At 65.6% G+C, this 21,590-nt stretch carries 21 protein-coding genes; 8 read left to right on the forward strand and 13 right to left on the reverse strand.

All coding sequences use genetic code 11. The features are described 5' to 3' along the window. Positions 1 to 155: 155 nt before the first annotated feature. Entirely contained in the window at positions 156 to 989 is an 834-nt protein-coding gene (locus ACXJMY_RS05520) for a LysR family transcriptional regulator (RefSeq protein WP_456618293.1), read from the reverse strand. A gap of 127 nt (positions 990 to 1,116) precedes the next feature. Between ACXJMY_RS05520 and ACXJMY_RS05525 the strand changes: the two genes are divergently transcribed. The 3 genes from ACXJMY_RS05525 (at position 1,117) to ACXJMY_RS05535 (ending at position 3,818) form a co-directional block, all read left to right on the forward strand. Further along, positions 1,117 to 1,710: a cysteine hydrolase family protein gene (locus ACXJMY_RS05525; protein WP_456618294.1), complete on the forward strand. Its 594-nt coding sequence runs from the start codon at positions 1,117 to 1,119 to the stop codon at positions 1,708 to 1,710. A gap of 12 nt (positions 1,711 to 1,722) precedes the next feature. Beyond that, complete coding sequence (locus tag ACXJMY_RS05530) at positions 1,723 to 2,361, forward strand: glutathione binding-like protein (RefSeq protein ID WP_456618295.1); 639 nt, start codon at positions 1,723 to 1,725, stop codon at positions 2,359 to 2,361. 110 nt (positions 2,362 to 2,471) lie between these two features. Further along, positions 2,472 to 3,818, forward strand: a complete 1,347-nt coding sequence (locus ACXJMY_RS05535) for a caspase family protein (RefSeq protein ID WP_456618296.1) — start codon at positions 2,472 to 2,474, stop codon at positions 3,816 to 3,818. Positions 3,819 to 3,857: 39 nt separating this feature from the next. Here the strand turns inward: ACXJMY_RS05535 and ACXJMY_RS05540 are convergent, their stop codons facing one another. The 7 genes from ACXJMY_RS05540 to ACXJMY_RS05570 form a co-directional block, all read right to left on the reverse strand. Then, positions 3,858 to 5,294, reverse strand: coding sequence for an NAD-dependent succinate-semialdehyde dehydrogenase (locus tag ACXJMY_RS05540; protein WP_456618297.1), 1,437 nt, complete (start codon positions 5,292 to 5,294; stop codon positions 3,858 to 3,860). A gap of 27 nt (positions 5,295 to 5,321) precedes the next feature. Beyond that, positions 5,322 to 5,969, reverse strand: a complete 648-nt coding sequence (locus ACXJMY_RS05545; RefSeq protein WP_456618298.1) for an ATP-binding cassette domain-containing protein — start codon at positions 5,967 to 5,969, stop codon at positions 5,322 to 5,324. Then, the gene (locus tag ACXJMY_RS05550; RefSeq protein ID WP_248878586.1) at positions 5,970 to 6,671 is read right to left on the reverse strand and encodes an ABC transporter ATP-binding protein; all 702 of its coding nucleotides are present in this window, start codon (positions 6,669 to 6,671) and stop codon (positions 5,970 to 5,972) included. It lies immediately after the preceding gene. Continuing rightward, positions 6,668 to 7,411 (reverse strand): ABC transporter ATP-binding protein, encoded by a 744-nt coding sequence (locus ACXJMY_RS05555; protein ID WP_456618299.1) that lies wholly within the window; start codon positions 7,409 to 7,411, stop codon positions 6,668 to 6,670. The genes ACXJMY_RS05550 and ACXJMY_RS05555 overlap by 4 nt, the downstream gene beginning before the upstream one ends. Next, the gene (locus ACXJMY_RS05560; RefSeq protein ID WP_456618300.1) at positions 7,408 to 8,451 is read right to left on the reverse strand and encodes a branched-chain amino acid ABC transporter permease; all 1,044 of its coding nucleotides are present in this window, start codon (positions 8,449 to 8,451) and stop codon (positions 7,408 to 7,410) included. Before ACXJMY_RS05560 ends, ACXJMY_RS05555 begins: the two co-directional genes overlap by 4 nt. 3 nt (positions 8,452 to 8,454) lie before the next feature. Next, the gene (locus tag ACXJMY_RS05565) at positions 8,455 to 9,399 is read right to left on the reverse strand and encodes a branched-chain amino acid ABC transporter permease (RefSeq protein WP_456618301.1); all 945 of its coding nucleotides are present in this window, start codon (positions 9,397 to 9,399) and stop codon (positions 8,455 to 8,457) included. A 79-nt stretch (positions 9,400 to 9,478) separates the two neighbouring features. After that, positions 9,479 to 10,723, reverse strand: a complete 1,245-nt coding sequence (locus tag ACXJMY_RS05570) for an ABC transporter substrate-binding protein (protein WP_456618302.1) — start codon at positions 10,721 to 10,723, stop codon at positions 9,479 to 9,481. Between the two features lie 184 nt (positions 10,724 to 10,907). On the opposite strand from ACXJMY_RS05570, the gene ACXJMY_RS05575 reads away from it, so the two are divergent. Beyond that, complete coding sequence (locus ACXJMY_RS05575) at positions 10,908 to 11,741, forward strand: MurR/RpiR family transcriptional regulator (RefSeq protein WP_456618303.1); 834 nt, start codon at positions 10,908 to 10,910, stop codon at positions 11,739 to 11,741. Positions 11,742 to 11,763: 22 nt separating this feature from the next. Continuing rightward, on the forward strand, positions 11,764 to 12,585 hold the full coding sequence (locus tag ACXJMY_RS05580) for an SDR family NAD(P)-dependent oxidoreductase (protein ID WP_456618304.1): 822 nt from the start codon (positions 11,764 to 11,766) through the stop codon (positions 12,583 to 12,585). A 72-nt stretch (positions 12,586 to 12,657) separates the two neighbouring features. On the opposite strand, the gene ACXJMY_RS05585 is transcribed toward ACXJMY_RS05580, so the two are convergent. Further along, positions 12,658 to 13,737, reverse strand: a complete 1,080-nt coding sequence (locus ACXJMY_RS05585; protein ID WP_456618305.1) for a tlde1 domain-containing protein — start codon at positions 13,735 to 13,737, stop codon at positions 12,658 to 12,660. A gap of 636 nt (positions 13,738 to 14,373) precedes the next feature. Between ACXJMY_RS05585 and ACXJMY_RS05590 the strand changes: the two genes are divergently transcribed. Continuing rightward, entirely contained in the window at positions 14,374 to 14,898 is a 525-nt protein-coding gene (locus tag ACXJMY_RS05590) for a FecR domain-containing protein (protein ID WP_456618306.1), read from the forward strand. Positions 14,899 to 14,974: 76 nt separating this feature from the next. Further along, on the forward strand, positions 14,975 to 16,861 hold the full coding sequence (locus ACXJMY_RS05595; protein ID WP_456618307.1) for a CHASE2 domain-containing protein: 1,887 nt from the start codon (positions 14,975 to 14,977) through the stop codon (positions 16,859 to 16,861). Between the two features lie 182 nt (positions 16,862 to 17,043). Here the strand turns inward: ACXJMY_RS05595 and ACXJMY_RS05600 are convergent, their stop codons facing one another. The 4 genes from ACXJMY_RS05600 to ACXJMY_RS05615 all read right to left on the reverse strand — a co-directional run bounded on the left by ACXJMY_RS05600 (position 17,044) and on the right by ACXJMY_RS05615 (position 20,648). Then, positions 17,044 to 18,546 carry a glycosyltransferase family 39 protein gene (locus tag ACXJMY_RS05600; protein WP_456618308.1) on the reverse strand — a complete coding sequence of 501 codons (1,503 nt, stop codon included), beginning with the start codon at positions 18,544 to 18,546 and terminating at the stop codon, positions 17,044 to 17,046. 43 nt (positions 18,547 to 18,589) lie between these two features. Continuing rightward, positions 18,590 to 19,735, reverse strand: coding sequence for a glycosyltransferase (locus tag ACXJMY_RS05605; protein ID WP_456618309.1), 1,146 nt, complete (start codon positions 19,733 to 19,735; stop codon positions 18,590 to 18,592). Positions 19,736 to 19,975: 240 nt separating this feature from the next. Then, a complete protein-coding gene (locus ACXJMY_RS05610; RefSeq protein WP_456618310.1) occupies positions 19,976 to 20,179 on the reverse strand; it encodes a hypothetical protein in 204 nt (67 codons plus the stop codon). 88 nt (positions 20,180 to 20,267) lie between these two features. Continuing rightward, positions 20,268 to 20,648, reverse strand: coding sequence for a hypothetical protein (locus tag ACXJMY_RS05615; RefSeq protein ID WP_456618349.1), 381 nt, complete (start codon positions 20,646 to 20,648; stop codon positions 20,268 to 20,270). Between the two features lie 104 nt (positions 20,649 to 20,752). On the opposite strand from ACXJMY_RS05615, the gene ACXJMY_RS05620 reads away from it, so the two are divergent. Continuing rightward, entirely contained in the window at positions 20,753 to 21,589 is an 837-nt protein-coding gene (locus ACXJMY_RS05620) for a DUF72 domain-containing protein (protein WP_456618350.1), read from the forward strand. Position 21,590: the final 1 nt, after the last annotated feature.

The raw sequence follows: 21,590 nt of genomic DNA on the forward strand, positions 1-21,590 counted from the left end.
GGATCGCGCCAGTCGGGATCTCAACGAGCCCGAACCCATGGCCTAGCGAAGGAGCGGGCTAATAGACGAAGCACGTTCGGGGTGCAAGGGGGAAAGCTGAGATTTTTCGTCACACGCCTTGCGCTGTGACGCGATCGTCACACCGCGACGTGACGTCAAGTACGCGACATCTCCTGGAAGCACGCCCTCACCCAGTCGATCGTCACGCGCGTTGCGGCGTCGCGCTTGAGGTGGTTTTGCACGAGCAGCCAGACGTCGCGCCGCTTCGGCAGCAGCGTGGCACGCAGGCGGCGATCGCCGAGCAAGTCCGCGCAACTATACTCCGGCAACACGCCGGCGGCCTGATGCGCGCGGATCAGATTACGGATGACGCGAACGTTGTCGGTGACGCAGCGCGCGCGGGCTTGCTTCGTGCGCAGGAATTGCGTCTCCGGAATGGCACCGAGTTCGTCCGGATAGGCGCATAGCACCGGCTCGCCCTCGGTCGTAACAGGCTCGAAATAATACAGCTTGACGTCGCCGAGCCTGGAGATCGCGAAGTCACCCTTGTCGGGTTTGCGCAGCCGGATGGCGAGATCGGCCTCCCAGCGCGAGAACTTGACGTTCTCGCTCGAGGTGAGGAATTGCAGCGTCAGGCCGGGATTGGCGCGCAGGAAGTCGCTCGCGCGCGGCGACAGAACCTCCTCGGCGACCGTGTTGGTGGAGGCGATGCGCAGGCGTCCCACCGGACCTGCCAGGCTCTCACCGAGGCGACCGATCTCGGCGGCATGTGCGGCCATCGCCTCGACATGCGCCAGCACCGCCTCGCAACTCCGCGTCGGCCTGCGGACGCCGTCGGCGGCCTCGAACAGACGCAAACCGAGCGCACGCTCGATGCGCGACAGCCTGCGCCCGACCGTCGTCTCGTCGATGCGCAGCCGCGCGCTGGCGCCCGCATAGGTGCCCTCGTCCCTGACCGCAGCGATGATGCGCAGATCGTCCCAGTTCATTGTGCGAGGTTATACCGGCCGGGAGCGGCCTGCAATATTGCAGCCACCCGCTGCAATATCCCTGCATATCGGCAGGCATTCCCGGGGCTATGTTCGCAGCACCTTTTGCCCCGGAGATTTCCAGACCATGACGACCGCAAAGACCCTGCTGCAGCTCGCCGGTGCCGACCTCAACCCGCCGCGTCTTGGCGACGCCGCGCTGGTGCTGATCGATATCCAGAACGAATATCTCGCAGGTCCTCTCGCTTTGCCCGACGCCCGGCCCGCCATCGCGCGAGCGGCTGCGCTCCTGGCACGGGCACGCGAGAGCGGAGCCGCGATCATCCATATCGCCCATCGCGGCAAGGCCGGCAGCCTGTTCGATCGCGGCACTGAGCGCGGCGCCATCGTCGCCGAGCTAAGCCCCCGTGCCGGCGAGCTGGTGATCGAGAAGGAGTTGCCGAATGCGTTTGCCGGCACTGATTTGCAGGCGCGCCTTGCGGCAACCGACAGGAAGAACATCGTGCTGGCCGGCTTCATGACGCATATGTGCGTCAGCTCCACGGCGCGCGCCGCGCTCGACCTCGGCTTTCGCACGACCATCGACGCCGACGCCTGCGCCACCCGCGACCTGCCCGACGGCCGCGGCGGCACGCTGGACGCCCGGACCATCCACGAGGTTGCACTCGCCGAGCTATCCGACCGCTTCGCGATCATCGCGCGCGGCGATGCGCTGAAATAACGGAGCAACGCGATGCTGCAACTCTATTTCTCGCCGATGGCCTGCTCGCTCGCGAGCCGCATCGCGCTGATGGAAGCGGGCCTCGATGCGCGCTATCATCAGGTGCATCTCTTGACCAAGCAGGTCGCGGACGACGACAGCGATTTCCGCGGCGTCTCGCCGAAGGCCGCGGTGCCGGTCCTGGTGCTGGAGAACGGCGAACGGCTGACCGAGAGCGCGGCGGTGCTGCAATACATCGCCGATCTGAAGCCGGAGACGGGGCTCGCGCCGCGGTTCGGCGATCCCGATCGCTATCGCCTCCAGGAATGGCTGAGCTTCATCGGCGCCGAGATCCACAAGGCGTTCCTGTTTCCGACCTTCTGGTACAAGGACGACGGCTCGCTCGCCAAGCCGCGTGCCCGCATCGCGCATACATTGTCGGTACCATCAGCGCACCTTGCGGACCGCGAATTCCTCGTCGGCCACAGCTTCACCGTCGCGGATGCCCACCTCACCTGGGCCTTGCTGCTGCTGCGTCCCGCGGGGGTCGACATCGCGCAATGGCCATCCCTGTCGGCCTATCTCGAACGCATGCAGGCGCGGCCCGCCGTGAGGGAGGCGATCGCAACCGAGATGGGGCTGCGCAAGATCGTGGCGGCGAGCCCGGCGTGACAGGATGTCACGGCCGGCAAATTTGACGGTTCCAAAGCAAGGGCATTGATGCCGGCGCGGCATGCGCTAATCTGGAGGGATATTTTTCGATATTTCCCTGGAAGGCATTCATGCGTGCTCCTTCTGGAATATTGCCTCGATTTTTCCTGGCCCTCCTCGCCTGCTGGCTGTGCCTGGGTCCCGCATCGGCGGAAACGCGGGTCGCCCTGGTGATCGGCAACGGCGCCTATGCCTCTACGGCGCAGCTTCCCAACCCGTCGCACGATGCCGAAGACGTCGCGGCCTCGCTCAGGCGCAGCGGTTTCGAGGTGCTCCAGGGCATCGACCTGCGCCAGGCCGACATGCAGGACCTGACCATCCGCTTCGCGCGCGCGGCGAGCCGGGCCGACGTCGCCATGTTCTACTACAGCGGCCATGCGATGCAGTACAACGGCGTGAACTACCTGATGCCTGTTGACGCCGTGCTGACCGACGAAGCCGACCTGAAGCGCTTCGTGCGGGTCGACGACATCGTGAACGACCTGCAGCAGGCCAAGAACCTGCGCATCCTGGTGCTCGATTCCTGCCGCGACAACCCGCTGGCGGAAGGCCTCAAGCGCTCCGCGACCCGCGCCGCCTCGCTCGGACGGGGATTGTCAAAGGTCGAAGCGCCGCGCGGCACGATCGTGTCGTTCTCGACGCAATCGGGGCAGGTCGCCGCCGATGGCACCGGTCGCAACAGCCCCTACACGACCGCGTTCCTGAAGCACATCGAGGAGCCGCAGGAGATCGGCGACGTCTTTCGCGACATCAGCAGCGACGTCTATGACTCCAGCGGCAAGACCCAGCTGCCGGAGCTGTCGCTGTCGATCATCGGCAAGTTCTACCTGAACGGGCCGGTGTCGGTCACGGTCGCCCCGGCCGCGCCCCAAGCGGCGCCGCGGGCCGACCCGTGCGCGGCTGCGGAGGCGCATTGGAAGGCTGCGGACGGCATCGGCACGCTGGGGGCCTACGAGGACCATCTCGCCAGATTCCCGAATTGCATCTTCGCCACCCTCGCCAAGGCGCGGGTCGAAGGGTTGAAGCAGAAGACGGCGTTGGCACCTTCCGGTAACGCCAGAACCACGGGAAGCAAGGATTTCGACGGCAGCTGGGACGTGACGTTGAACTGCCCGACGACAGGCAAGGCGCAGGGCTTCACCAGGCCCCTGGCTGCCACCGTGACGAACGGCGTGTTTCACGCCGAGGCGCAGGGCCAGGGCAGCGTCAACCGGCTGGAGATCGACGGCCAGATCCCCGCGGACGGCAAGACCACCTTGAGCGCGCGCGGCACGACAGGGGCGAGCACTTACACCCTCAATAACCTGCCGCCCGGCTCTCCCTACGCATTTACGGTCGATGCGCAGTTCGAACGCACCCGCGGCAGCGGCAAGCGCAACGAGGCGCGTGCCTGCAACCTGGTCTTCGTCAAGCGCTGAGCCCCGCGATGATCGCGCTGCCTCGCGTGCAACGCTCTCTCACACGCCCGTCTGGCTGATGAACTTGGTGTTGAAGTAGCCTTCCATCGCCTCGGTCCCGCCTTCCGAGCCGTAGCCGGAATCCTTGATGCCGCCGAACGGCACTTCGGGCAGTGCCAGACCAAAGCTGTTGATCGACATCATGCCGGCCTCGACCGCCGCGCCGATCGCAGCCGCCGTCTTGGCCGAGCTGGTGAAGGCGTAGGAGGCAAGGCCAAAGGGCAGCCGGTTGGCCTCCTCGACCACGTCGTCGAAAGACGAGAAGCGGGAGATCAGGGCGAGCGGGCCGAACGGCTCCTCGTTCATCGCGCGCGCATCCTTCGGCACATCGCTCACCACGGTCGGCTCGAAGAAATGGCCCTTGTTGCCGACGCGTTTGCCCCCGGTTTCGAGCCTGGCGCCCTTGCCGACGGCGTCCTGCACCATGCCTTCGATGGCGGTGACGCGGCGCGGATTGGCGAGCGAGCCCATTTTGGACTCGGGATCGAGGCCATTACCGACCTTGAACGCCTTGGCGCTGTCGACGAACTGATCCACGAATTCGCGGAACACATCGTCCTGCACCAGCATCCGCGTCGGCGAGATGCAGACCTGGCCGGCGTTACGATATTTTGCTGCCGCCAGAATCTTCGCGGCCGAGGTGACGTCGGCATCCGCAAAGACGATCGCCGGCGCATGACCGCCGAGCTCCATGGTGGCGCGCTTCATGTGCAGGCCCGCAAGCGCGTTGAGCTGCTTGCCGACATGGGTCGAGCCGGTGAAGGAGATTTTCCGGATCACCGGATGCGGGATCAGATATTCGGAGATTTCCGACGGTACGCCGTAGACGAGGTTGATGACGCCATCGGGCACGCCCGCGTCGGCAAACGCGCGGATGAGCTGCGCCGGCGAGGCTGGCGTCTCCTCCGGCGCCTTGACGATGATCGAGCAGCCGGCGGCGAGCGCGGCGGACAGCTTTCGCACGACCTGGTTGATCGGGAAATTCCACGGCGTGAACGCGGCGACCGGGCCGACCGGCTCCTTCATCGCGATCTGGTAGATGCCGGGGCCGCGCGCGGGGATCAAGCGGCCATAGGCGCGCTTGGCCTCCTCCGCGAACCACTCGATGACGTCTGCCGCGGCCATTGCCTCCATCCTGGCCTCGCCCAGCGTCTTGCCCTGCTCCATCGTCAGCAGTGGCGCGATCTCGTCATTGCGCTCGCGCATGATCGCGGCGGCCTTGCGCATGATCCGGCAGCGCTCGAAGGGGGCAACGTTGCGCCAGACCTTGAAGCCGGCCGAAGCGGCGGCGAGCGCCTCGTCGAGATCGGACCGGCCGGCATGCGCAACGGTGCCGATCACCTCCTCGGTCGCGGGATTGCGCACCTCGATCACCTTGCCGGAATGGGCCGGTCGCCATTTGCCGGCAATGAAAAGCTGCGTGTTCGAATAGGTCAACGGAGTCTCCTTGTTGTCGCTGATGACTTAGGTCGAGCTATGACAGATCGCGTCCGCGGCGCGCGTCATCTCCGGTCCGAGATAGAGTCGGAAGCGCGGCTCGGCGGCGAGCGTGCGGAAGTCCGCCATCCGCGTTACCCCGCCACCGGCGACGAACAGGAATTGCCCGGCGATCTCGGCGAGGATGTCGAGGTGCCAGCTGGCTGTCGGATGCATGCAGAGAACGACCAGCCTGCCCTCGTCGCGCAGCTTGCGGAAGAAATCGAGCATGAAGCCGATATAGCCGTCCTGCAGGTTGAACTGCGGTTCGTCGAACAGGTGAACCAGCGGCGTCCGGGTCGGCGACGGCGCCAGCAAGGCGGACGGAACGCGCCTGCGGAACCGCCGGACCTGATAGGACTGGTGATAGTGGATCGCGAGCCGGTCGCGCTCGCGATATTTGACGCCGTGGATATCGGTGCCCGCGACCAGCACGCGCCCCGAGGTCGGCGCGTTGGAGCCGGTCATCATCTCGAACAAGGTCGTCTTGCCGGCGCCGTTCGGCCCGACCACGCCGACAATGCCCGGCTCCTCCAACGACAGGTTCGCCTGAAGCGTGAACGTCGGGCGGCGGATGAGGCGGCCCCTTGTGTAGACCTTGCGGACATCATCGAGGACGAGCAGCGGTGCGGTCACTTATTGTACTCCCAGCAAGCGCTGCCGAAGGGCGCGATCGTCACGCAAGGTGGCGGCCTCGCCGGTCCAGACGATCCGGCCGCGATCGATCACCGCGGCATGGTCAGCCACCGACAGCGCGATCTCGGCATTCTGCTCCACGACCAGCGAGGCGATCCCCTCCTCCTTCATGCGCAAGATGGTGGCGAGCACGTCGCCGACGATCTTTGGCGCAAGACCCTGGCTCGGCTCGTCGAACAGCACCAGTCCCGGCGAGCCGACCAGTGCGCGCGCAATGGCGACCATCTGCATCTCGCCGCCCGACAGGTTCTCGCAGTCGCGCTCCATGAGATATTCGAGCGGCGAGAAGATCGCAGCGGCCTCCTTGACGCTCCAGTTGCGAAAGCGCGTGCGCTTCTGCGCGATCGACAGATTGCGCGCGACCGACAAGGTCGGGCACAGCCGCCGGTCGTCGGGCACCCAGCCGATACCGGCGCGCGCGATCTCGTGGGTCGGATCGCGCGTCACGTCGTGCCCGTCGAAGCGAACCGCGCCACGACGCGGACGCGTCAGGCCGAGGATCGAACGGAGCATGGTGGTCTTGCCGGCGCCGTTGGGCCCGAGCAGTGCAAAGACCTTGGCGTGCTCGATGGCGAGCGAGGCGCCGAACAGCGCCTGGGTTTCGCCGTAGAAGGTATCGACCCCATCCACTTCGAGGATCATGCGAACTTCCCGAGGTTGGAGCGCCGCACCCATTCGTTCTGCTGCAGCTCGTGCGGCGTGCCGCGCGCCACCACCTGGCCCCAATGGATGACCGAGATGCGATCGGCGAGCGAGAACAGGAATTCCATGTCGTGCTCGATCGCGACGATGGTGAGCTTGCCCTTCAAACGCGCGACCAGCGTGGCAAGCCGCTGCACGCCGTCAGAGCCGAGGCCGGAGGTCGGCTCGTCCAGACACAGCACGCGCGGGGCCTGCGCGAGCGCGACCGCGATCTCCAGTGCGCGGCGGTCGCCATAGGACAGGTCCTTGGCGCGGACATCGCCCTTGTCGGCAAGCCCGACCGCGGCGAGCGCTTCGGATGCCTGCTCGGCAAACCTGGGGTCGCCGGCTGCGGCACGGGCGATATCGAGGCCACGGGCGCGAAACGCGGGCAAGCCCATCATGACGTTGTCGCGGGCGGAGAATTCGTCGAACAGGGTCATGATCTGAAACGAGCGGGCGATGCCCTTGGCGGCGATACGGTGCGGGCTCAATCCCGTGACATCCTCGCCGCCGAGCAGGACTCTGCCGCGGCTCGGTTTCACCCTGCCGGTGAGGACGTTGAAGAAGGTGGTCTTGCCCGCACCGTTCGGGCCCATCACGCCGTGAAACTCGCCCTCGGCCACCGCGAGATCGACGCTTTCCAGCACGACGCGATCGCCGAAGCGGACGTGGACACCGGCGGCTTCGATCATGCTCATCGTCCGCCCCCGACCAACAGCCGCATTGCCGACGTACCGCGTCGCCTTAGCGCGTTCAATGAATGTTGCTGCATGGCGGCCGAGAGCGCGCCGGCAATGCCTTCAGGGCGGAACAGCACGATCGCAATGAACAGCAGACCGAAATAGAGCATCCAGGCATTGGTCAGCGCGCCGATCACGTCGCGCGCGGTGAGGAAGAGAAACACGCCGATCACCGGCCCCCAGAAGCTGACGAGCCCGCCACCGACCAGCGTCATCATCACGACGTAGCCGGATTGATGCAGGCTCATGACATCGGGGAATGCGGCAAGCTGCGCCATCGCGAACAGTCCGCCGGCAAAGCCGGACACGGCCGCCGACAGCGCGAACACAGACGCCTTGTAGAGCCAGACGTTATAGCCGAGATGGGCGGCGCGAACCTCGCTCTGCCTGATCGCAGCGACGACGCGGCCATAGGGCGAGTGCACCAGCCGCCACAATACGGCGGTACCGACCGCGAAGACCGCGAGCACGAAATAGTAGAATGCGACATTGTCGGTGAGATCGAACGACGCCAGCCCGAAATCGGCCGGAAGCCGCTTGATCTTGAGAAGCCCATCCTCACCGCCGGTGATGCGGTGCGACTTGATCGCCAGCGTCCAGAAGATCTGGCCGAACGCGATCGTCATGAAGGCATAATAGATGCCGCGCCGGTGCGAGATGAACAGCGCCACCAGCACGCCGGCAAGCCCCGCGACCACGGCCGCGGCAGCGAGGCATATCCAGAGATTGGCGACGATGTCGAACTGGCAGAGCCCGAACGCATAGGCGCCGATGCCGAAATAGGCGCCATGTCCGAACGAGGGAAGTCCGGCCGTGCCCAGCACCAAATTGAACGCAAGCGCATAGAGCGACCAGATCAGGATCTCTATGCCGAGATAGGGATAGAGCCCGATCCGCGTGATCCAGAGCGGCACCGTTGCAAGCACGAGCCAGAGCACCAGCATCGTCGGCGTGACGAGGCGCGCGGCGTCAGGTGAAGAATTTGATCCCACAATCATTCCCTAGGCCTCGAGCACGCTCTTCTTGCCCCACAGGCCGCGTGCACGGAACGTCACGACGGCAACGAGCAGGACGTACATTGACAACAGCGACCATTCGGACGCGTAGGCGCCGGCGAGACCGACACATAGTCCGACCAGCAACCCCGCCACGACCGCGCCCCAAAAGCTGCCGACGCCGCCGAGCACGATCACCAGGAACGCGGGGATGACGGCATCGACGCCCATATGCGGACGAATGCCCCAGATCGGCGCGACGATGATGCCCGCGATCGCGGCCAGCATCGTGCCGAACATGAAGACCAGCAGCCGCAATCGCGACAGGTTGATGCCGAGCGCGCGGACGATCTCGCTGTCATGCGCACCAGCCTTGACCGTCGCGCCGAACGAGGTCTTTTCGATCAACAGCCAGACCAGACCAATGATCCCGGCCGCGATGCCCGCCGCGTAGAAGCGATAGGTCGACCAGATCAGATCGCCGAACAGGAAGCCGCCGTTGATGGCGGACGGCACCTGCAGCACATAGTCGCGCGTGCCCCAGACCAGGCGGATCAACTCCTCGATCACCATCGCCGCGCCGAAGGTCAGGAGAAGTCCGTACAGTGGATCCTTGCCGTAGGTTCGCCGCATGCAGAGCTCGATCAGCATGCCGACCAGACTCACGATCACGGGTGCGATGATCAGCGTGGCGGCGTAGCGCCAGCCGAGCGGGAGCGCGAGCCACACTTTCGCAAGATCTGCCGGCAATGGCGGGCGCGGTCCTGTCAGTTGCATGGCGACATAGGCCCCGAGCGCGAACAGGGAGCCGTGCGCCAGGTTGATCTGCTCCATCAGCCCGACAATGAGCATGAAGCCGAGCGCGATCAGCGCGAATAGCAGGCCGAGCGTCAGGCCGTTCAGAAGATGCGGAAGTAGGTCGAACAAGGTTTTGGCTTTCGCAACTGGCATTGCTCACCCAAGCCTCGATGGCCCGGGTCTGCGGCGCGCGACATGCGCGCCGCTCGTTCCACGACGCGACGCACCGTCGCTAGGAGTCGACGGTCGGCACCTGCTCGTAGGGCGTGAGCTTGCACTTGCCGGGTGCAGCGTCATCGGCGGCCGATTTCGGTTCCGTCCAGCTGATGATCTCGAACAGGTCGGTGTTGTCGGCCGGCTTGGCGTTGCGCCGCGCCAGATAGATCGTCTGCTGCATCTGATGCGTCATGGGATCCATGTAGGCGTCGAAATGCTGCATGCGGTCAGTCGCCGAGACCTTGAGGTTCTCGAGCTCCTTGATGATCTTGACGTTGTTGGTCGAGCCGGCCCGCTCGATCGCGCGCAGCAATTCGCGCGTCGACATGTAGCCGTTGTAGGAGACATTGCCCGGCACCGGGATCGGGCCGTCCTTGTTGGCGGCCTGCCACTTCTTCACGAACTCGGCGACGCCGGGCAGCGGCAGCTTGTGATACCAGGTGGTGCCGAACACGCCGAACAGGCTGTCGGGCGCGCCCCACACGTCGGGCCAGTCCTGCTGGTTGTTGATCCAGGCCGGCTTGCCGTCGAGCTTGAGCTGCGCCACCTGCTCGCGCAATGCTTTGATGTCGTCGCCGCCGATCGCGGTCGCCACCACGTCGGGCTTGGCTTGCTGGATCTTCAGGAGGTAGGCGGTGAAGTCGCGGGTGTTCTGAGGCACCAGCAGATTGTCGATGATCTTGCCGCCGGCAGCCTCGACCTGCGTCTTGGTCGCGGCGGACGTGGTGTGACCCCAGACGTAGTCGTTGGTCAGCAGCATCCAGTTCTTGCCGATGGAATCGACCGCGTTCTTGACCGACGCCTTGGAGAAATTGGTGCCGTTGCCGTCCCAGACGAATTTCACCCGCGAGCAATTCTCCCCGGCTTCGCTCGGCGCGGAGGAATTGGTGTTCAGGTAGATCACGCCGTATTTGCTGGCGACCTGGGTGATGGCGTTGGCGACGCCGGAATGCAGCGCGCCGATCAGGATGGTGCAGTCCTCGCGGGTGATGAACCGTTCGGCGACGCGGCTGCCGGTGGCCGGCGTCGTCTCGGTGTCCGCGGTGATGAAGGTGACCTGGCGGCCGAGCACGCCGCCTTTGGCATTGAACTCGTCGATCGCCATCTTGATGCCGCGGAAGTCATCCTGTCCGCTGTTGCCGTATTGACCGCTGGCGTCGCAGGTCAGGCCCAGCTTGATCGGCTTCGCGCCTTGCGCCCAGGCATGATTCTCTTTCCACGGCCCAAAGAAGCTGCCGGCGCCGCCGATGACGCTGGCCATCAAGCTGCCCTTCAGAACGCTTCGCCGTGAGATCGGACGCCCTCTCATCGTTTCCTCCCGTTTTCGAAGTCTTTTGCTTTTTTCTGCGATTAGAATATTCATTCCATTTGTTATGTAAAGTAGAATATTTGATCCAAACGGTGAAATGCCGTTAAACAGGCGACCGACCTGGAGACCCGAGACGATGAACAAGGCCCAAGGCGCGATGAGCTACGACGAGCTGCGCAGCGCCATTGCGCAGCGGCACCGCGCGTTGTCGGGCCGGCTGCAGCAGATCGCGGAGTTCGTGCTCGATCACCCGACCGATGTCGCGCTCGGCACCGTGGCCGAGGTGGCGCAGCGTTCGGGCGTACCGCCCTCGGCGATCGTTCGCTTCGCCCACGCGCTCGGCTTCGGCGGCTTCACCGAGATGCAGCAGGTGTTCCGCTCCCGCCTCGTCGCCGGAGTTGCGCCGAGCTACAAGGCGCGGCTCGCCCGCATGAAGAGCGAGGAGAAATCCGTGCTCGGCCGACAGCCCGCCGCTGTGTTGTCGCGCTTCGTCTCGGAAGCGCAATCATCGCTGGTCACGCTGAGCCAGTCCGTGCACGCGCGCGAGCTCGACGCTGCGACAGCGATCCTCGCCAAGGCGCGCGACATCTATCTGCTCGGCCTCGGCGGCTCGTTTCCGGTTGCGACCCACCTCGCCTACGTGCTGCGCAAGCTCGGACGTCGTGTCGTCCTGCTCGACGGCACGGGCGGCAGCATCCACGAGCAGTCGCATGCCGCAACCGTGGAGGACGCGCTGGTCGCGATCAGCTTCCGGAACTACTATCCGGATACGGCGCGGCTATTTCCCGAACTCGTCGCACGTGGCGTGCCCACGATCTCCATCACCGATAGCCTCCTGAGCCCGATCGTCGAAGGCGCGCGCGTCGTGTTCGAGATCCAGGACATGCCCGAGCCGGCGCTGCGCACGCTGGTCGCGCCGATGTGCCTCGTGCAGGCGATGGCGATCGGCCTCGATCTCGCGGCAGACTGACGTTTCATAACAGGGGAAGATCATGGCAGCACATGACGGGAAGATATTGTCAGAACAGGTGGCACTGGTGACCGGCGCGGGGCGCGGGCTCGGCCGCGCCTTTGCGGAGAAGCTTGCCGCGCTCGGCGCCGACGTCGCCATCCACGGCATGCGCGAGAACGGGCCGGCGGAATATGGTGAGGGTACCACCCTCACCGCGGTCGCCGCGGAGATTGGCCAGGAGTTCAGCGTCCGCAGCCAGCGCGTGCTCGGCGATCTCACCAAGGGTGACGAGATCGCGCGCGTGATTGCCGAGACCGAGGCGGCACTCGGACCGATCGACATCCTCGTGCACAATGCCGGCGGCGATATCGCAGCCGCCGGCGGCAAGCCCGACCCGAACGACGCGGTGAACATCAAGGAGGCCGATGTGCGCGCGGTGCTGGAGCGCAACCTGCTCTCGACCATCCTGACCTGCCAGGCGGTCGCGCGCGGCATGATGGAGCGGCGTCGCGGCCGCATCGTCACGCTGGGCTCGGTCGCCGCCTTCAAGGGGCGCACCCAGGGCTCGATCTATGCGGTGTCGAAGGCCGGCGTGACCCACTACACGCGATGCCTGGCCGACCAGCTCCGCCCCTACGACATCGCCGTCAACTGCATCGCTCCGGGCGATACCCGCACCGGCCGCTTCCTCGGCACGCGCGCGGTGGACCCCGACCGGATGGTCGAGACCGGCACGCTCGATCGCATCGCGACCGTCGACGAGGTCGCGCGCGTCGTCGAATTCTTCGCCGGTCCCATGGGCGCGTTCGTCTCGGGCCAGGTGCTGAGGATCGACGGCGGCGGACAGTGCTGGCCGGGCTGAAGCGCATCCACGACGCAGGACAAAGAAAAGGGCCGCTGTCAGCGGCCCTTTCTCATCGGAAATGAACCGAGATCAGTCGACCCGCGACAGCACCGCAAGCTTGCGGATGCCCTTGTTGCGGTAGGCGTCGAGGAACGCGTAATAGTCCTTGAACGACACGCAGCCGTTGGAATCGCCGTTCGGCCCGAGCATGAAGGTGTGGGCGAGCAGGCCGTCGCGGCCGTAGATCGCGCTCTCGCCGCCGATCGGGGTCAGGCGCAGCGCGGGCACGCCGTGGAACAGCGCCTCGCGCGGCTTCAGCGTGTAGATGTGCGGCGGGGTCACGCCGCGCATGCGGATCCGCGAGGAACGGGGATCGTCGAGATTGGAGCCGAGCCCGGAATGCGCCTCGAGCTTGGTGCCGTCGGGCAGGTAAACCATCTTGGCGCTGATGTCGTAGACCGCCGTGTCGCGCTCATAGGGCGCCGAGCCGCCGAGCATCGGGTTCTGCTCCCTCGGCGCGATGCTCGCGGTCACGCTGGCATCGGCGGATGCATAGGCCAGCAGCCCGCCGGACGGCTCGCGCTTACCCCAAAGCTTTTCGACCATGGACTGGCGCGGCCCGGTGATCGACATCACCGCCGCCTTGGCACGATCGGCAAAGGATTTTGGCTTCGCCTCAGGCGCCGGCACGATCTCGGCCGGATCGGCCGAGGCGAGCTGCATCTGCGCATCCGGCGCGCGCTTGCCCTTGGCGGCATCCGCGACCTTGTCAGCGACCTTGGCCGCGGCCGGCTTCAGCGCGTCCGCGACCTTCGCGATCACGCCCTGCTTCGGGGCTGCGACGGCGACCTGGGTTGCGGGCACGGCGCCCGCCGCGTTCGAGGGAACGCCCTGCGTCGCAGCCGCGGCAAAGCGCTCGTTGAACGCCTCGCGCGAGATGGGCGCGGCGACCTGGAGCCGGTCGGGCAGCAGCGCAAAGGTCTCCCTGATGGCCTCGCCCGCCTCACGCAGCGCCACCCTGGGCGCGCGCTTGATCACGGGCTCGTCGTAACCAATGCTGCCGACGGTCGGATAGACGCTGGCGCCGAAGACGTTGCTGTAGATGGTCCAGCCGGCGCCCATCACGACGCAGCCGATCGCCGCGGCGCCAAGCCAATTGGTGGCAGTCATTTTCCGGGAAGGCTTCCGATATGAATTCTTGCCAGGATTTTTGGACTTCCGTGCCGCGTTACTCTGCGCAGCGATACTCGTACTCATTCGCCTTGCGTCCAGGACGGTGTCACTCAGTCCCCCTTCGAAGTGCCGTTGCTGGTCACGGTCCGGGAACAGCATCTCGCAGAGGGTCGGAGCGTCATTAAGGCGACTTTTAGTTAAATGCAGATTAAGTTCGGGCGGATCTGGGGCACCGGGTCAACGCTGTCCCATTTCGAGAAAAAAGCCCGCAGAACTACGGACTTAGTCGCGTCTGTTAACCATGTTTCTCGGCCGGTTCGACCCTTACATCAGGTGCCTCCGGCCGTCTCCCAAGGCGCATCCAACCACGTCAATTTCGTGGTCTTCAGCGTCGCCAAACCATAGCTCCGAAGCGTTGCGCGAGGCTGGCGTCCGCAGCCGTCCGACGCCCGAGCGCCGGTCCGCAGCCCCTCGCGCAAGCACCGCCTGACCGAAAGTTGATCGCGCGCAAGCTGGAAATGGAGCCGGCGAGAAATTAGCTCCCAATACGGCACTTTTCAGCAGCCTCTGCGCGTGATACGGTACCGTATCAGCATCGCCTTGAAACGTGCCGCGCACGATTGGGAGGCTGCCATGAGAAGCGTCGCGCGCGCCGGATTTTTCGCTCTGGCGTGGTCATTCCTGTTGATTGGATACGCAGCCGCGCAGCCTGTCGCCAATTCGGGCTGCACGCCATCGCCGTCCGCCGCCGGCACGCAGACATGGCGCTGCGACAATGGCATCACGATCGTTGCGGAAAACGGCGCCCGATTTGAACTTAAAGACGCCAACCGCGACGGACATATTGACTCCGTGGAATTGAGCAGCAAAGCCCTGCTGATCGAAGTTCCCAAAAAGCCCGGCGGCAATCCGTTCAAGGTGCTGACGCCGCAGGCGATCGCCGCTGTGCGCGGCACCAAATGGGCCGTCGATGTCGCCGAGGCAAAGACATCGGTGTTCGTCGCCGACGGACGTGTCGGCGTGAGCCGCAGGTCTCGCGGACGCGGCGTCGTGCTCGGACCCGGCGAAGGTGTCGACGTCGAAGCGACCGGCGCGCTGACCGTCAAGCAATGGGGCCAGCCGCGCATCAACGCCCTGATGGCGAGGCTTGGTCAATAAGGCTTGGCCAACAAGGCTTGGGCAAAAGGCCCGGACAACAGGGCCCGGACAACAGAGAAGATTGCAGTACGACCTAATGAATAGACGCGTTCAGATTCTGGTGGCCCTCGTCCTCACCGCGTTGTGGGGCGCCGGCATCTATGCCGGCCACGCCAACGGCCATCTGCGCTTTCTCGATCGCCTCGAGGCAACGCTGACGGATTTCCGGACGCTCGCCCGTGGCGTGCTGCGTCCGCCCGATCTCGTCACCATCGTCGCGATCGACGACACCGTGGTGAAGCGTGGCGGCAGCTATCCGTTGCCGCGCGCCGATCTCGCCCGGGTCGTCGACACCATCGTGCAGTTCAGGCCGAAGGTCGTCGCAATCGACCTGCTCCTGGTCGACCGCAGCGCCGCGATCGGCGATGCGACGCTGGCAAATACGCTCGCCACCGGCCCCATGGTCCTTGCCGCCGCGGCGATCTTCCCGACCGCCAGCGAGACCGTGGCAACGAGCAGCGAGGGCCCGCTTGCCGCCCTGCCCCAGGCCGAGCGCTTCCTGTTGCCGCTGCCCGCGTTCGCCGATCACGCCGACGTCGGCGTCGTCAACGTCGCGACGGGACAGTCGGGCTCGCCGCTCTCGGTGCCGATGCTGTTTCGCACCCGCGACAAGGTCGAGCTGTCGTTCCCGTTGCGGGTGGCGAGCCGTGCGCTCGATCAACCGCTGACGATCGCGCCGGACCACCTCATGCTCGGTGATCGTGCGGTGCCGACCGACACCGACTTCGCGCTGCCGATCACCTATTACGGCCCGCGCCGCACCATCCGCACCGTCAGCGCGCAGAGCATATTCGACGGCACGCTCGACCGCGCCGCGATCGAGAACCGGATCGTCGTGATCGGCGCCTCGGTCTCCGGCGGCGGCGACTTCTACCCGACGCCGTTCGATTCCCTGATGCCCGGCGTCGAGGTGATCTCGACCGCGATCACCCATCTCGTCGCCGGCGACGGCATCGTGCGCGACCGCAAGGTCCATATCGCCGACGCGCTCGCCGCGATCCTGCTGCCGATGCTGCTGGTGGGCCTGCTGGCCTGGCGGCGAAGCGCGTTCGGCCTGGTCGCAGCCGCCGTGGTGATGATGGCGTGGGCCGCGCTCAATTTGTTCGCGTTCACGCACGGCATCTGGCTGAATGCGGCGACCACGCTCGCCGCCGCAGTGCCGCCGGTTGCGGTCTTCGCCGGCGTGCAGTTGTGGGCGGGAGGCCGTCGCACGCAATATCTCACCGCCAAGAGCCGGTCGCTCGCGCAATTCCAGGCGCCCGCGGTGCAGGAGTGGCTGGCCCGCGACCCCGATTTCCTGGCGAAGCCGGTCCGGCAGAACGCAGCAATCGTCTTCATCGATCTGTCCGGCTTCACGGCGCTGAGCGAACGGATCGATCCGACCGCGCTCAGGGATCTCCTGAAGGCATTCCACGCATTGATCGACAGGGCGGCGGTCGACCGTGGCGGCATGGTCACCGGCTTTCTCGGCGACGGCGCCATGATCCTGTTCGGCTTGCCGAGCGCGATGCCGGACGACGCCGCCCGCGCGCTGAGGTGCGCGATCGACCTGCACCGCAGCGTCGAACGCTGGATCGCCTCGCTGCCCCCTGAGATCGGGGACCAGGTCGGCTTCAAGATCGGCGCGCATTTCGGCCCCATCGTCGCCTCCCGCCTCGGCGAGAGCCACCAGCACATCACCGCGACGGGCGACACCGTCAACGTGGCCAGCCGGTTGATGGAGGTCGCGGCGCAGAACGATGCGCGGCTCGCGCTGAGCGATACGCTGCTCGATGCGGCCGACTTCCTGGGCGATCCCGACAGCACCCTGAAAGGCCCGCTGCGCACGCAAGTCCGCGGGCGATCCGGCACGGTCGCCGTCTGGTTCTGGCGCGACGAGAGCAAGCCGAGCCACGCCGCCGCCAGGACCGAGATGATGGACTGAACTCCACCGCTCCCCACCCAACACGCCGCCGTCGTCCCGGCGAAGGCCGGGACCCATAACTCCAGGGAGCAGTTTGACGAAGGCTGGTAGTGAACAGGTCTTCGCGCGGTACAGGCACCTGCGCTCATCGATGGATCACGCGGTATGGGTCCCGGCCTTCGCCGGGACGACCGAGGAGGCAGCTACCGCGCCTCCGGCGGCGGCGAGCGGTCCAGCACGTCGCCCTTGGCACCTTCCAGCAGATCGATGCCGTAGGTCTCGACCACGAGCGGCCCGCGCTTGCGCTGCAATTGCGCAACGCGCGTCACCTGCGCAAAGAGGTCGTTGAGGAAGGGGTGGCCGTCGGGACGCGGCTCATCAACATAGATCAGCTTGCCCGCAAGCAGTCCCGGATCGGGCTCGGGCATGTTGACCCAGCGGATGCGCTGGTTCTGCTGCACCACGCAGGTGCCGCGCGGCAGATAGAAGGCCAGCCAGCCTGTCGTGCCGTAATCCGGCGCCAGCACGCAGGTCGCACCGACACGCACACGCACGGCCTCGATCTCGGATGCGAGCTCGCGCCAGCCGACACCGACGCTGCGCACGGTCGCATCGCGGCGATAGCCGGAGAGCCAGCCCGTGTTGGCCTGCACGATGAGCGCTGCAAACATCACGATGCCGGTGGGCGCGGCCCAGCGCAGGCAGAAATCCACCAGGCGCCGCTGGCGTGGCTTCCACTGCACGAGGTTGGCGGCGGCAGCAGCCGCGACGACGAAGGGCGGATAGACCGGCGCGAACCAGTTGGCCTCGACGCGGGCGTGCAGCGAATGCCAGACGAAATAGGCGACGATGGTCCAGAACAGGGTCTCGATCAGCACGCGCGAGGCCAGCGCGCCGGCCCTGCGCCAGGTCAGCGCGTGCAGCCCCATCGCGCCGAGGATGAAGACCAGCGGCGTTGCGAACGCGATCTGGGTCGGGATCAGCTCGGCAATGAAGACGGGCCGGAAGTCTTCGACCTTTGCGCGCCCGAGCTGCTTTGCGAACGAGACCCATTGATGGTCCGCATTCCAGAGCATCACCGGCGAAAACAGCGCCAGGGCAACGACGCCGCCGAGATAGGGCCAGGGCGAGAGCAACCAGCGCCTGAGCTTTGGCACCGCCGCGAGCCAGATCAGGATCGCCGGGCCGAAGAACATCGCAGTATATTTCGACAGCAGCGCCGCGCCGACGGCGGCGCCGACAGCGAGCCACCAGACACCGCGGCCGGTCTCCAGCACCTTGGCGAGGAAGAACAGCACGAAGCTGGAGGCGACCAGCAGCGGCGCATCGGGCGTCACGATCAGCGTGCCGACCGCGGCCATCAGCGTCACGTTGAGCAGGATGGCGCTGGTCGCAGCGACGCGCGCGCCGCCGAACAGGATCGCGGCTGAGCGATAGATCGCATAGCTCATCGGCAGCGCGAGCAGGATCGAGACCAGCCGGACGCCGAGCTCGGTATCGCCGGCGATCATGGTGCCGGCGCGGATCACGTAGGCGACCATCGGCGGGTGGTCGTAATAACCGCCCGCCAGGTTCTTCGACCACATCCAGTAATAGGCTTCGTCGAAGGTGATCGGCGTGAAGGCGGCCGCGACCAGCCGCAAGCCGACCAGCGCAAGGATCACCAGCGCCGTATTGCGGACAATCCGCGCGTCAGCCCCGCCCATACCGGTTTCCTTAACGCGTTTCCTTGGCTGCTTCCCTGGCGCGCTATTTCTTGCGCCAGACGAACAGTCCGGACATCGCGTAGTTCCACACCACGCCCATCAGCGCGCCAGCCGCACCTGCAAGCCACCAGATCGGCTCCTGGTCATAGACCGAGAAGGCAACGCCGACATTGGCGAGCAGGCCGACGCTACACACGATGTAGAAGGCGATCAGGCCGCGCAGAAGCGCAAAACCCTTCAGCCGCTGATCGCGATAGGTGAGGAAATTGTTGAGGATGAAATTGCTGGTCATGGCAACGAGCGCGCCCGCGGCCTGCGCCTCCGCGAACGGCTCCTTGAACAGCTCAAGCCCGATGAACAGCGTCGTGAGATGCACCACGAGGCCGGTGCCGCCGACCATCGCGAACAACAGGAAGCGCAGCGAGACAGCGTCGTTGGTGAACTTGGCCAGCACCAGGCCGAGGAAGTCCAGCGCGACCATGGAATCGAGCTTGCTCTCGCCGTGCTGCCGCTCACCGAACGTGTAGGGAATTTCAACGGCGCGCAAGCTGCCGTTCGCGCTGGCGACGACGTCGAGCAGGATCTTGAAGCCGTGCACGGAGAGCTTTGGCGCCAGCTCCTCGAAACGATTGGAGCGAATCATGAAGAAGCCGCTCATGGGATCGGCGATCTCGACCCGCAGCATCTTCTTCGCCACCTCGGTGGCGAGCGCGCTGGCGCCGGCGCGCTGCTTGTTGAAGCCTTCGCTCTTGTAGCCCTCGATGTAGCGGCTGCCGACGACGAGATCGGCCTGCCCGCTCGCGAGCAGCGACAGCATCTTCGGCAGTTGCGTCTCGTCATGCTGGAGGTCGGCGTCGATCACCGCCGCATAGGGCGCGCTGGAGGCCAGGATGCCCTCGATGCAGGCGCCCGACAGGCCGCGACGGCCGATGCGCCGGATGCAGCGCACGCGGTTGTCGCGCTGCGCCAGCGCGCGCACGACGTCCCAGGTGCCGTCTGGCGAATTGTCGTCGACGAACACGACCTCCCAGGCGATGCCGGCCAGCACCGCCTCCAGCCGCCGGTACAGCACCGTGACGTTGTCGCGCTCGTTGAAGGTCGGGACGATGACCGACAAATCCGGCGACCGCGAAGCCGTCGTTGGGGCCTGCGGCGGGTTGTCGGGGCCCGGTCTGATCGCTTCATTCATGACGGCAGCGTATATCCGCCGCGTCCTGCGATGCCAAGCCGGGGTTTCTCTGGGGAAGGGCCTAAAAAGGGCCCCAAAATGCCAACGACCCCGGAACAACGGGCGCGCGTACATCCGGCGCAGCCTGAGCTATCCCAAGGTCGTCCCAGCAACGGAGATTGTCACTCAACGTTGCCGTTAGTAGCTAGATAGGAACGACATAGACGCTTCGCAAGGGGCCCCAGGGCCCATTTCGAGCCCCTATTGATTGGGAACGTCCCGGATCACCGGACCGCGCGGCGCGGGCGCGGCAGGAGCCGCGGGCGCCATGGCGGCCGGGGCGTCGACTTTTGCCGGCTTGGCGGGCTTGCCGTACTGGCCGATCGGTCCGAAGACGACGGCGACCGCAAGCACCATCGCCGCGACGATCGCGCCAAAAATGCCACCCACCGACTCAGACGACATAGCAGCCTATCCCCGTTGCAGATGCGGGCAGTGATACCATGGATGAGCGCGCGGCCGGAAGGGGCCGAGGCGTCAACGGTTAATGGGGCTATTTCTGTGGCGGCTTGTGCTTGACGAAGGCCGTGACGATGTCCCTCTGCGCCGACTCCACCGCCCTGTTCGCAGTCGCGAGATGCGCACCGGAATCAATGTTCGGATATTGCGTGGTCAGAAAGTCGAGCAGCGCCACCCGGTAATATTGCCGCTCCGACGGACAGGCGCCGGCAACCGATCGGCCAAAATCCTGTTCCGATAGGCCCTGATTGCTGTCGCGCGAATATTCCCGCGCCAGGCAATGCCAGTAATCGTCGCGGCCCTGAATGGCGAGCTTCTGCGCGCCCTTCGCATCATCATCGTCAGCCAAAGCCGCAGATGTCATGGCAGCAGATGTCATCATGACGAGCGCGGCTCCGACCATCAGCATCCGCATCTTGTTCTCCTTTTTCGCAGACCCGTGGCAAAGCTTAGACGGCACGCCGCAACTGGCCAATCACATCTGGTTTGATTAGGATGAAGTCCTTCCCCTCCTCGTCGATGCGAGATCCTCCCGTGGCCAAAGCAAAAACCGCGTCAAAAAAATCCGGCAACATCTTCATCGGCGTCGGCGGCTGGACTTTCGAGCCGTGGCGCGGCGTGTTCTATCCGGAGAAGCTGACGCAGGCGAAGGAGCTGTCCTACGCGGCCTCGAAGCTGACCTCGATCGAGATCAACGGCACCTATTACGGCTCGCAGAAGCCGGAGAGCTTTCGCAAATGGGCAGCCGAGGTGCCGGAGGGTTTTGTGTTCTCGGTCAAGGGGCCGCGCTTCGCCACCAACCGCCGCGTGCTTGCCGAGGCCGGCGATTCCATCAAGCGGTTCTATGATTCCGGCGTGCTGGAGCTCGGCGACCATCTCGGCCCGGTGCTGTGGCAGTTCGCGCCGACCAAGAAATTCGACGGTGCCGATTTCGGCAAATTCCTCGAGCTCCTGCCGCGCAAGCTCGAGGGACGCGCGCTGCGCCACGTGGTGGAGGTGCGCCACGACAGCTTCTGCGCGCCGGATTTCGTCGCACTGATCCGCGAATTCGAGACGCCGGTGGTGTTCGCCGAGCACGGCAAGTATCCGGCGATCGCCGACGTCGCCGGCGATTTCGTCTATGCCCGACTGCAAAAGGGCAATGACGAGATCAAGACCTGCTATCCGCCGAAGGAGTTGCATGCCTGGAGCAAGCGATTTCAAGCCTGGGCCGACGGCGGCGAACCCGACGACTTGCCGAAGGTCGACAAGGCCAAGCCGAAGAAGGAGCCGCGCGACGTATTCGCCTACGTCATCCACGAGGGCAAGGTGCGCGCGCCGCACGGCGCCATGGAACTGATCGCACGGGTGAGCTGAG

It is taken from the genome of Bradyrhizobium sp. P5_C12 (genome assembly GCF_054049735.1).